The 11,566-nt window shown below is 56.8% G+C and carries 7 protein-coding genes, 1 tRNA gene, 2 rRNA genes and 1 riboswitch (1 of these 11 running past the window's edge); of the genes, 1 reads left to right on the top strand and 9 read right to left on the bottom strand.

Features of this window, described 5'->3' with window-relative positions:
• Nucleotides 1–5: 5 nt before the first annotated feature.
• The 5 genes from nrdH to EYD00_RS12580 form a co-directional block, all read right to left on the bottom strand.
• Entirely contained in the window at nucleotides 6–227 is a 222-nt protein-coding gene (gene nrdH / locus EYD00_RS12600; RefSeq protein WP_004439013.1) for a glutaredoxin-like protein NrdH, read from the bottom strand.
• 296 nt (nucleotides 228–523) lie between these two features.
• Nucleotides 524–747, bottom strand: a riboswitch (cobalamin riboswitch).
• A 132-nt stretch (nucleotides 748–879) separates the two neighbouring features.
• Nucleotides 880–1,509 carry a nucleoside triphosphate hydrolase gene (locus EYD00_RS12595; RefSeq protein WP_004439011.1) on the bottom strand — a complete coding sequence of 210 codons (630 nt, stop codon included), beginning with the start codon at nucleotides 1,507–1,509 and terminating at the stop codon, nucleotides 880–882.
• Entirely contained in the window at nucleotides 1,506–2,288 is a 783-nt protein-coding gene (locus EYD00_RS12590; protein WP_004439010.1) for an ATP-binding cassette domain-containing protein, read from the bottom strand. Before EYD00_RS12590 ends, EYD00_RS12595 begins: the two co-directional genes overlap by 4 nt.
• Nucleotides 2,288–3,370 (bottom strand): ABC transporter permease, encoded by a 1,083-nt coding sequence (locus tag EYD00_RS12585; RefSeq protein ID WP_004439008.1) that lies wholly within the window; start codon nucleotides 3,368–3,370, stop codon nucleotides 2,288–2,290. The genes EYD00_RS12590 and EYD00_RS12585 overlap by 1 nt, the downstream gene beginning before the upstream one ends.
• 224 nt (nucleotides 3,371–3,594) lie before the next feature.
• Nucleotides 3,595–4,617 (bottom strand): sugar ABC transporter substrate-binding protein, encoded by a 1,023-nt coding sequence (locus EYD00_RS12580; protein ID WP_004439006.1) that lies wholly within the window; start codon nucleotides 4,615–4,617, stop codon nucleotides 3,595–3,597.
• 264 nt (nucleotides 4,618–4,881) lie between these two features.
• Here EYD00_RS12580 and EYD00_RS12575 point away from each other — a divergent pair, with 264 nt between their 5' ends.
• The gene (locus EYD00_RS12575) at nucleotides 4,882–6,114 is read left to right on the top strand and encodes an ROK family transcriptional regulator (RefSeq protein ID WP_004439004.1); all 1,233 of its coding nucleotides are present in this window, start codon (nucleotides 4,882–4,884) and stop codon (nucleotides 6,112–6,114) included.
• 51 nt (nucleotides 6,115–6,165) lie between these two features.
• Here the strand turns inward: EYD00_RS12575 and recQ are convergent, their stop codons facing one another.
• From recQ to EYD00_RS12555, 4 genes are all read right to left on the bottom strand, one after another.
• The gene (gene recQ / locus EYD00_RS12570) at nucleotides 6,166–7,965 is read right to left on the bottom strand and encodes a DNA helicase RecQ (protein ID WP_034496364.1); all 1,800 of its coding nucleotides are present in this window, start codon (nucleotides 7,963–7,965) and stop codon (nucleotides 6,166–6,168) included.
• 402 nt (nucleotides 7,966–8,367) lie between these two features.
• Nucleotides 8,368–8,444: transfer RNA gene (locus EYD00_RS12565), tRNA-Met, on the bottom strand.
• Nucleotides 8,445–8,663: 219 nt separating this feature from the next.
• Nucleotides 8,664–8,778 (bottom strand): 5S ribosomal RNA (rrf, locus tag EYD00_RS12560).
• Between the two features lie 264 nt (nucleotides 8,779–9,042).
• Nucleotides 9,043–11,566: ribosomal RNA gene (locus EYD00_RS12555) — 23S ribosomal RNA — on the bottom strand (it continues 275 nt past the right edge of the window).

Here is an 11,566-nt window from a genome sequence, read left to right as displayed (position 1 = left end):
CCGCCTCAGCCGATCGAGCCGATCATGTCCGGCCGGAACCCCGCCCAATGGCGTTCACCGGCAACCACCACCGGAACCTGCATGTAACCGAGACCACGGACATGATCGAGAGCGTCAGCATCTTCGGAAATATCGACGATCTCATAGGGAACGCCTATGCGGTCGAGTGCGCGATAGGTGGCGGTGCACTGGACGCAGGCGGGTTTGCTGTAAACGGTGATGGTCATAATTTCCCTTTCGAAGCTATTTTGGACGCGGCAAAGCGTTGCCGATTGCAATCGCAATCGGGCGGCGGTGGTTTTGTCATTCAGGTAGGGCGTGCTCTCTCGGAGTTTTCTCGGAAACTCCGACTGGTTCTCCTGGAACTGCTGAAAGCCGCAGAAAATCACTCCCTACGCAGATGAGCGTAGCAACTCAAAAATATGCACTGGCATGACTTCACCCCGAAGCTTGTTCTGGAGGGGGCAGAAAAGGGCGCACGCAAATCATCTGCGTCTACACCTTCCTCCGGACACCCCGCCCGTGGACGTTTGCGCTCAAGGCAGGTCTCCTGACTTGCGGGTCACAACATCTATTCCGGCCTTCCCGGAGCGCTCAGCTCCAGTGACTCAAATCGGAACGATGCTCGCCGCTTACAGTTGCGGGGGCAGTTTCGGCCTTGCTTCACCACGATGGCGTCACGCACCGAATTCCCGTCTTAGCTCCCAATCCTTGCGAATCGGAAGAACCTCGAACACCACATATAGTATATGAGGAAATTTTCTCGTCAATAAATAGACACACAAAAGCCCCGCCCTGTGGATCAAAAAGATTCAACACATGGTCAACAATGACTTAACGGCGGGCCGGACACACCGCGCGGGAGATGAAGATCTTAATCTATTCCCAGATATCGATGTGGATATCGGCGGGACGGGCGTTTTCGATCACCCTTTTCCCGTTGGGAAGATCGTTTGCGAAAAGCTTGGCGTGGATCTGAGCTGCATCGAGACCATAACCCAGCCATCTGTTTCGCAGCCTCTCTTCCAGCACCGCGACGGACGGACCCACGAAGATAGTGAGATCAAAGCTTCCGGAAAGGTTTGTCCAGGGCGCTTCGTTCAGCAGCAGATAATTGCCCTCGGCGAGGATGAAGCGTGTTTCCGGAGCAATCGCACGGGCAGACGCAATGGCGATTTCACGGGAGCGATCAAACACCGGGACAAGCACCTCCTGCCCGCCCTTGCGAACGGCGGAGACGATATCGAGGAAGCCACGCACATCGAATGTTTCCGGCGCACCCTTCCTTGGCAGCAGTCCTCGCTCTTCGAGGATGCCATTGTCCATATGGAAGCCGTCCATGGGCAGAATGGCGGCCGTTTCGCCCCGTGCGCGCAAGGCGTCGCAAAGAGCATCCGCCAACGTGGATTTGCCGGCCCCAGGGGGACCGGCAATCGCGACGATGAAACGGGAGTGGCCTTCTGCCCGCTGAAAAACCTCTTCGACGATCGTCTCAAGCTTCAGCGTCATGCGGCGAGCGTTTCCTTCGGTGCTTCCTTGGCACCGGTCATGAAGGCGACGGCATCCGACATGGAATAGTCCTTCGGATTGATGACGCACAGGCGCTTGCCAAGCCGATGGATATGGATGCGGTCGGCAACCTCGAAAACATGCGGCATGTTATGCGAAATCAGAACGATCGGCAGGCCGCGGGAACGCACGTCGAGAATAAGTTCCAGGACACGGCGGCTTTCCTTTACCCCAAGCGCGGCAGTCGGTTCGTCAAGGATCACGACCTTGGAACCGAAGGCGGCTGCACGTGCCACCGCGACGCCCTGGCGCTGACCGCCAGAGAGGGTTTCCACCGCCTGATTGATGTTCTGGATCGTCATCAGGCCGAGTTCCGACAGTTTTTCGCGGGCGAATTTTTCCATGGCCGGACGATCCAGCGCGCGGAAGAGGCTGCCCTGTATGCCAGGCTTACGGATTTCCCGGCCAAGAAACATATTGTCGGCTATGGAAAGTGCTGGAGACAAGGCCAGGTTTTGATAGACGGTCTCAATACCCGCCTTGCGCGCCTCAATCGGCGAACGGAACTGCACAGGCTGGCCCTCCAGCCGGATTTCCCCCTCATCGGGCGTAACCGCGCCGGAAATCGCCTTGATGAGAGAGGATTTTCCCGCGCCGTTGTCGCCGATCACGGCCAGGATTTCGCCCGGGTAGAGATCGAAATCGGCGTGATCGAGGGCCGTCACACGGCCATAGCGCTTGACGAGATTGCGTGCTGTGAGAATGGGTTCTTTTGTCATCAGCCTGCTACCTTTCTGATCCACTGGTCGATTGCGACAGCCAAGATGATGAGGACGCCGATCAACAAATAGGTCCATTGCGGGTCTGTCCCAATAAGCCTGAGGCCGAGCGAAAAGACGCCGACGATCAGGGCGCCGAAGATCATGCCCATGATGGAGCCGCGTCCACCGAACAGTGACAGACCGCCGATAACCACCGCCGTGATGGATTCGATATTGGCGAATTGGCCAGCAGTCGGCGAAACCGACCCGATGCGGCCGATGAGAGCCCAACCGGCAAAGGCGCAGATGAGGCCTGACAGGGTGTAAACAGTGGTCAGCATACGTTTGACGTTGACACCGGCGAGCTCTGCGGCATCCGGATCGTCACCCACGGCATAAAGATGGCGGCCCCAGGCGGTGCGGTTCAGGACATACCAGAGCAGAGCAACAAGCAGAACCATGGCGATGACGCCGTAGGTGAAGACCGCATTGCCTATACGAAGATTGGCGCCGAAAAATTGCAGGATCGGTGCCTGCTGGGCAATGTCCTGAGCCCGGATCGTCTCATTTGCGGAATAGAGGAAGTTGGTCGCGAGCACGATCTGCCACATGCCAAGCGTGACGATAAAAGGCGGCAGGCGCATGCGCGAAACCAGAACGCCGTTTATGAAGCCGCAAAATGCGCCAACGGCGAGACCACAGAGAATGGAGAGCTCCGCTGGCAGACCGTAACGGAAAGTGAACTGCCCCATGACGACCGAGGACAGAACCATGATCGCGCCGACCGAAAGGTCGATGCCCGCCGTCAGGATGACCAGCGACTGTGCCGCGCCGACGATGCCGACGATCGCGACCTGCTGCAGGATGAGGGTCAGCGAAAAGGCCGAGAAAAACTTGCCGCCGAGGAGCAGGCCGAAAATAATCAGCGACAGCACCAGAACGATAAGCGGCACTGCCGCCGGGCTGGAATGGAGAAAGTGCTGGAATTTTTCCAGCGCGCTCTTGTCGTGCGTATCGAAAGCGGCGACCTGCGTCGAACTTCCGGAGAGCACTTTTTCAAATTCATTATGCGGCTGAGCCCGCACCGGCTGATCGCTCATGGATTTTCCTCCCGATCGCTCCATCGCATCCGCCCTGACACCGAGGTCTATCTCCAAAGAGAGTGATGCGTAGATTTCAAAGTGTTGAAGCGGCCTTTGTCATCCCCGAAGGGCGCGCAACGCGCTCGTTTGTTCCTTTGTCCGATCCCCCGGATCGTGCCTGATATTCATTCTGGCCCAAGGGCGGGGGCACGAATGCCCCCGCGGGTTTCAACGGTGAGGCATCAGCCCCAGCATTTGTTGAGACCTTCCTTCGTATCGATCGAGTCGAGGCCCTTGACCGGCTTGTCGGTTACCAGCGTCACGCCGGTGTCGACAAAGTTCTTGCCTGCTGTCGGCTTCGGCTTTTCACCCGTGTCCGCAAACTTCTTGACGGCTTCGACGCCAAGCGCCGCCATCAACAGCGGATATTGCTGCGAGGTCGCGCCGATAACGCCCTCCGCGACGTTCTTGACGCCCGGGCAACCGCCATCGACGGAAACGATCAGCACGTCCTTTTCGCGGCCGACGGCCTTCAGCGCCTCATAAGCGCCGGCAGCCGCAGGTTCGTTGATGGTGTGGACAACATTGATGGTCGGGTCCTTCTGCAGCAGATTCTCCATCGCCGCACGGCCGCCTTCCTCGTTACCATTGGTGACATCGTGGCCCACGATACGCGGGTCGTTCTCGTCACCGATCTTGTTGATGTCCTTCACATCAATGCCAAAGCCCTTCATGAAGCCCTGGTTGCGCAGCACATCCACAGTCGGCTGGGAAGGGGTGAGGTTGAGGAAGGCGATTTTTGCGTCCTTGGCCTTGTCGCCCAGCGTGCCGGCGGCCCACTTACCGATCAGTTCGCCAGCCAGAAGATTGTCGGTTGCGAAGGTGGAATCAGCGGCATCGACAGGCTCCAGAGGCGTGTCGAGGGCAATGACCAGAAGCCCCGCATCACGTGCCTTTTGCACGGCCGGAACGATGCCTTTGGTATCCGATGCTGTGATCAGAATACCTTTGGCGCCATCGGCGATGCAGGTCTCGATCGCTGCGACCTGGCTTTCGGAATCGCCGTCGATCTTGCCTGCGTAGGATTTCAGCGTCACACCAAGCTCCTTGGCCTTGGCAGTCGCGCCTTCCTTCATCTTGACGAAGAATGGATTGGTGTCGGTCTTGGTGATGAGGCAAACAGATGTGTCGGCGGCGGAAGCGGCGGAAGCGAAAGAAACGCCAAGCGCAAGCGCGCCCAGAAGAGCGGAAACAGTGGTCTTCATGAGATCCTCCCAATGGATATTTGAGCACCTATTCGGCTACCCGACGATCTCGTCTCCTCCGAGAACAATGATCGTTAGCTCCGATGGAACCACCAAAGGAAACGGCTGTCAATAAATAAATCCGATTGAATTATTAATTCTGTGTGGCATTCTGAGGCCCGGCATGGAGGAATATCGCCAATGACGTTTACGTTGCGATAGCAAGATTGCCATAAAGCCAGCTGTATCGGCCGCGGCAGATATGGAAGGCGGGAGGATGACATTATGAGACAATCTGTCGAGACGGCGCAGCAAGCGCCGCCCACTACCATGGATATGAGCGGTGGCGCCAACCAGATCGGTGTGCGCGCTTATAACGAGCGGCTTGTGCTCTCCCTCGTTCGCCGCCATGGCGGGTTGTCAAAAGCCGAAATTGCCAGACTTTGCGGTCTCTCCGCGCAGACCGTTTCGGTTATCATGCGCTCACTCGAAAAGGACGGACTTCTCATCCGCGGCGAAAGGCTGCGCGGCAGGGTCGGCCAACCATCGACCCCAATGCGCCTCAATCCCGACGCCGTGTTCTCCTTCGGTGTCAAGATCGGCCGGCGCAGCGTCGATCTGGTGTTGATGGATTTTGTCGGCCACATCAGGCTCAAGCTTCGCAGGACCTACCCCTATCCGCTGCCGGAATGGATATTGCCCTTCGTGATCGAGGGTATGGCCGAACTGGAATCGAAGCTTTCCCCCGCAGAACGGCAGAAAATAGCCGGTGTGGGTATCGCCGCCCCGTTCGAACTCTGGAACTGGGCGCAGGAGGTCGGGGCGCCGCAGATTGAGATGGAACGGTGGCGGGATGTCGATATTCGGGCGGGCATCGCCGAAAACGTCAGCTACCCGGTGTTTCTGCAGAATGACGCAACCAGCGCCTGCGGTGCTGAACTGGTATTTGGTGCGGGCCAGAATTATACCGATTTTCTCTACGTCTTTATCGGCTCCTTCATAGGCGGCGGCGTTGTCCTGAATTCAGCGCTATTTTCTGGAAAGACCGGTACCGCAGGCGCAATCGGCCCACTGCCCGTCCAGGGGGAGGATGGTAATACCGTTCAGCTCCTCAAAATCGCATCCATCTTCGTTCTTGAGAACATGCTGCGCGAAAGAGGCATCGATCCGCGCCCCCTCTGGTTCTCGCCCGACGAATGGATCGATTTTGGCGAACCGCTGGAAAGCTGGATCGGAAAAACTGCGGCAGCCCTAGCCCAGGCTGTCATCGCCGCAGCATCCATCATCGATTTTTCCAGCGTCATCATTGATGGCGGCTTTCCGGACTGGGTCAGGACAAGGATCGTTGCCGCCACCCGGGAGGCGCTCAAACGCCACGATCTTCAGGGCGTCACGCTGCCGGAGATCGTCGAAGGCGCCGTCGGCAGCCAGGCGCGTGCAATCGGTGGCGCCAGCCTGCCCTTGTTTTCCCGTTACCTCATCGATCAGAACGTTCTGTTTAAAGACACGACCGGCTGACCCGGCTCATGTGACTTTTTTCTGACGGGATTTCCTCTGGGTGTCGGCCGGTCAGTCGCTGGCGGCATGCTGCATGATCGCCTCAAGAAAGGCCGGACCGTAACGTTCCAGTTTGGTATCCCCCACGCCTGGAATCTGCGCCATCTCCTTCACGGAGACCGGTTTTGCGGCGGCAAGCTCGATGAGCGTCTTATCGTGAAAAATCACATAAGGCGGAACGTTCTGTGCGCGGGCGATTTCCATGCGTTTTGCGCGCAGAACCTCGAAGAGGCCGCGGTCAGCGTCTGGCAGGGCGGCAGATGCGGCGTTTCGCGGCGCCTGCTGCCGGGGCGCAGATGGTATTCTCAGCATCAGCGACGGTTTTTCACGCAGGAACTGCCTCCCGTCGGCGGAAATGGACAATCCGCCGTGTCCGGACAAATCGACATCAATTAGTCGCAACGCGACCAGCTGGCGAAGAATGGCGCGCCAGGTGCGATTGTCGTGCTCCTTACCGATGCCATAAGTGGTTATGCGATCATGCCCGAATCGGGAAATCCTTTCGTCTTCGAGGCCCAGCAGGACGCGGATGACATAGGCTTGTCCGAATCTTTCTCCGGTGCGGTAAATACAGGAAAGCAGTTTTTGGGCGGCTATGGCGCCGTCGAACAGATCCGGCGGCTCCGCGCATGTATCGCAATTGCCGCATGGCTCGCATCTGTCGCCGAAATAGGAAAGCAATATCTGCCTGCGGCAGCTTGCCGTCTCCGCAAGACCGAGCAGCGCGTCGAGCTTCTGCCGCTCCATATGTTTGCGCTGATCCGCGGCGTCCGATTCCTCGATGAAACGATTACGCAACGCAATGTCTTCATAACCGTAGAGCATGAGCACGTCGGACGGGAGACCATCACGGCCTGCGCGGCCGGTCTCCTGATAATAGGCTTCAATGCTGCCGGGCAGATCAATATGGACGACAAAACGTACGTCCGGTTTGTCGATGCCCATGCCGAAGGCAACCGTCGCGACGATGATGACGGCTTCGCCGTGCTGGAAACGGGTCTGGTTCTCCTCCCGCGCGGCTTTGTCCATGCCGGCATGATAAGGCAGTGCGTCACGTCCTTCTTCGCGCAGCCAGGCGGCCGTTTCCTCGACCTTGCGTTTCGACAGGCAGTAAACGATGCCGCTTTGGTCTTCCCGGTCTTTCAGAAAACGTCTGAGCTGAGCGCGGGGATTATCCTTTTCCATGATCGCGTAGCGGATATTGGGACGATCGAAACCCGCGATGAAGGCATCGTCCTCTTTGATATCCAGATGGCCGAGGATTTCGGCGCGGGTAGGTTCGTCGGCTGTTGCCGTCAGCGCCATGCGCGGCGTATTCGGAAAACGCTCGATAAGCAGATCGAGTTGGCGATAGGGCGGACGGAAGTCGTGCCCCCATTGCGAAAGGCAGTGAGCCTCATCGACAGCGATCAGCGACAGATCAATGGATTGAAGTGCCTCGAGAACTTCCGGTTTGAGAAGGGTTTCCGGCGCAGCATAGAGAATATCGACATTTCCGGAGCGCATGGCCTGCCAGAGCGCCCGCCGCTCTTCTGGCGAAAGGTCGGAGTTGAGTGCCTCGGCCCGCACGCCGGCCTGCCGAAGCGCCGCCACCTGATCGACCATCAACGCGATCAGCGGCGAGACGATCAGCCCCATGCCTTTGCGGGCGAGCACCGGAATCTGGTAACACAGTGACTTTCCGCCACCCGTCGGCATCAGCACGAAGGCGTTGTTTCCGGACGTGACATGCCGAATGATTTCCGCCTGTCGCCCACGGAAGCTGTCATAGCCGTAAACGGTCTTGAGGATTTGCAACGGATCGTCGTTCACGGCTTCTTCTTCTGTGTCTCGAGGATGGCGTATCATCGCCAGTTTCGGTTCCATGGCAATCCCGAATGTGGAATTGGCCGCTAAGACAGAAGCTGCGTCAGGCGTTGGCGTACAGAAACCGCTTGAGGCACGCCAACATCACAAGCCATCCGGTCGGGTCCTCCCCGGAGGGACGCCTGGAACGAGCGGCTTCCTGTATGGCTTCAGATTGCACGGCTTCGGGCCAGGGTGCATCCGGGACTTTGTGAAGCCGGGTTGTTTTCGGAGTGTTCGACTGTGTTTGGGTGCACCCACTTGCCCCGGGTGCTCGGGGGCGGATTTGTGCTATCGTTGAGCTATGCCCGAAACGCAATAAAGCCCTCTTTTGGGAGAGGGCTTTCGTGTTTGCTTTCTTCGTAATTTTGGTTGCGGGGGCAGGATTTGAACCTGCGGCCTTCAGGTTATGAGCCTGACGAGCTACCGGGCTGCTCCACCCCGCGTCCAGCGCATTCGGCAAGGCCGAATGTCGCGGTTACGTCGTTGCTTTAGCGACGACGGATCTTTGCCGGAGTAAATTGCGGAGCAATTTATCTCCTGTAAGGGACGCACTTGGCGTTTTCCTTAAGTTTTGTCTTAAACTGCAAAAGGCCGCTTTTGGCGGCCCTTTTTTTTCGGCTGGGCCGAGGGATGTGATGAGAAGATTTTGATGCGTTTTGCAGACCTGGCAGCGACCTACTCTCCCGCGTCTTGAGACGAAGTACCATTGGCGCTGGGGCGTTTCACGGCCGTGTTCGGAATGGGAACGGGTGCAGCCGCCCCGCGATAACCACCAGGTCGGCAAAACGCAACATTGTTCATGTTTTCACATGAACGTTGTTTTCGAGAAGCTGGAGAGCTCAAGGCTCTATTTAATTTACACGTCGTTTCTGTGACTTATCCGTATGTTGCCTTGCTCGAGGTCGAGCGTGGCGCCCATACAGGGCGCTAGTCCGTCGCCAATCGTTTGGCGCGCCGTCTGCAGCGTAGTGGCCGAAGGCCACGTCAGCGTGAAGACAGAACAGATCATCAAGCTTCGCTTGATGAGCATGAACAATGGGAACGAAGAAGTCGATCGAGCTATTAGTAACGGTAAGCTTCACACATTGCTGTGCTTCCACACCCGTCCTATCAACGTGGTCGTCTTCCACGGCTCTGATAGGGAACACTCGTTTTCAGGTTGGTTTCCCGCTTAGATGCCTTCAGCGGTTATCCATTCCGTATATAGCTACTCTGCTATGCCCTTGGCAGGACAACAGATCCACCAGAGATACGTCCATCCCGGTCCTCTCGTACTAGGGACAGATCCTGTCAATATTCCTACACCCACGGCAGATAGGGACCGAACTGTCTCACGACGTTCTGAACCCAACTCACGTACCGCTTTAAATGGCGAACAGCCATACCCTTGGGACCTGCTCCAGCCCCAGGATGCGATGAGTCGACATCGAGGTGCCAAACAACCCCGTCGATATGGACTCTTGGGGGTCATCAGCCTGTTATCCCCGGCGTACCTTTTATCCGTTGAGCGATGGCCCTTCCACACGGGACCACCGGATCACTATGACCGACTTTCGTCTCTGCTCGACTTGTCAGTCTCGCAGTCAGGCTAGCTTATGCCATTGCACTCGACGACCGATTTCCGACCGGTCTGAGCTAACCATCGCGCGCCTCCGTTACTCTTTCGGAGGCGACCGCCCCAGTCAAACTACCCACCATACACTGTCCCGGATCCGGATAACGGACCGCGGTTAGACATCCACGAAGATAAGGGTGGTATTTCAAGGATGGCTCCACAGAAACTGGCGTCCCTGCTTCAAAGCCTACCACCTATCCTACACATGCCTTGGCGAATGCCAGTGTAAAGCTATAGTAAAGGTGCACGGGGTCTTTCCGTCTGACCGCAGGAACCCCGCATCTTCACGGGGAATTCAATTTCACTGAGTCTATGTTGGAGACAGCGGGGAAGTCGTTACGCCATTCGTGCAGGTCGGAACTTACCCGACAAGGAATTTCGCTACCTTAGGACCGTTATAGTTACGGCCGCCGTTTACTGGGGCTTCAGTTCAGAGCTTGCACCCCTCCCTTTAACCTTCCAGCACCGGGCAGGCGTCAGACCCTATACGTCGTATTGCTACTTCGCAGAGCCCTGTGTTTTTGATAAACAGTCGCTACCCCCTGGTCTGTGCCACCCCATCATACTTGCGTACAAAAGGGTCACGCTTCTTCCGAAGTTACGCGTGCAATTTGCCGAGTTCCTTCAACATAGTTCTCTCAAGCGCCTTGGTATACTCTACCTGACCACCTGTGTCGGTTTCGGGTACGGTCTATACGGTGGAGCTATTTCCTGGAACCTCTTCGCCGCCCAACCAATCCAATAAGGTTGAACAACACACGAGATCCGTCACTACCACCAGGCCCACGAATATTAACGTGGTTCCCATCGACTACGCGTGTCCGCCTCGTCTTAGGGGCCGGCTAACCCTGCTCAGATTAACTTTAAGCAGGAACCCTTGGTCTTTCGGCGAGGGAGTCTCTCACTCCCTTTATCGTTACTCATGTCAACATTCGCACTTCCGATATCTCCAGCAGCCCTCACGGGTCCGCCTTCACAGACTTACGGAACGCTCCGCTACCACTTGCATTGCTGCAAATCCTCAGCTTCGGTGCATGGCTTTAGCCCCGTTACATTTTCGGCGCAAAGACCCTTATTTAGACCAGTGAGCTGTTACGCTTTCTTTAAATGATGGCTGCTTCTAAGCCAACATCCTGGTTGTTTTGGGATCCTCACATCCTTTCCCACTTAGCCATGACTTGGGGACCTTAGCTGGAGGTCAGGGTTGTTGCCCTTTTCACGACGGACGTTAGCACCCGCCGTGTGTCTGCCGACTAGTACTCCTCGGTATTCGGAGTTTGGTTAGGATCAGTAAGACGGTGAGTCCCCATAGCCCATCCAGTGCTCTACCCCCGAGGGTATTCGGTCGACGCTCTACCTAAATAGATTTCGCGGAGAACCAGCTATTTCCGAGTTTGATTGGCCTTTCACCCCTAGCCACAAGTCATCCCGAACTATTGCAACAGTTATGGGTTCGGCCCTCCAGTTGGTGTTACCCAACCTTCAGCCTGCTCATGGCTAGATCACTCGGTTTCGGGTCTAATGCAACTAACTCAATCGCCCTATTCAGACTCGCTTTCGCTGCGCCTACACCTACCGGCTTAAGCTTGCTAGTTACACTAAGTCGTTGACCCATTATACAAAAGGTACGCCGTCACCCTTGCGGGCTCCGACTGTTTGTAGGCATCCGGTTTCAGGTTCTATTTCACTCCCCTCGTCGGGGTGCTTTTCACCTTTCCCTCACGGTACTTGTTCGCTATCGGTCATGCACGAGTACTTAGGCTTGGAGAGTGGTCTCCCCATGTTCAGACAGGATTTCACGTGTCCCGCCCTACTCAAGGACAATGACTGTTCTACGCGTAAGGGGCTATCACCCTCTATGGCCGACCTTTCCAGATCGTTCCGCTTTATTCATCATTGCCACTGGCCTGGTCCGCGTTCGCTCGCCACTACTTGCGGAGTCTCGGTTGA

This window comes from Agrobacterium sp. 33MFTa1.1, from assembly GCF_004328495.1.
Classification (GTDB): Bacteria; Pseudomonadota; Alphaproteobacteria; order Rhizobiales; family Rhizobiaceae; genus Agrobacterium; species Agrobacterium pusense.
This window is presented reverse-complemented; position numbering and strand designations above follow the sequence as displayed.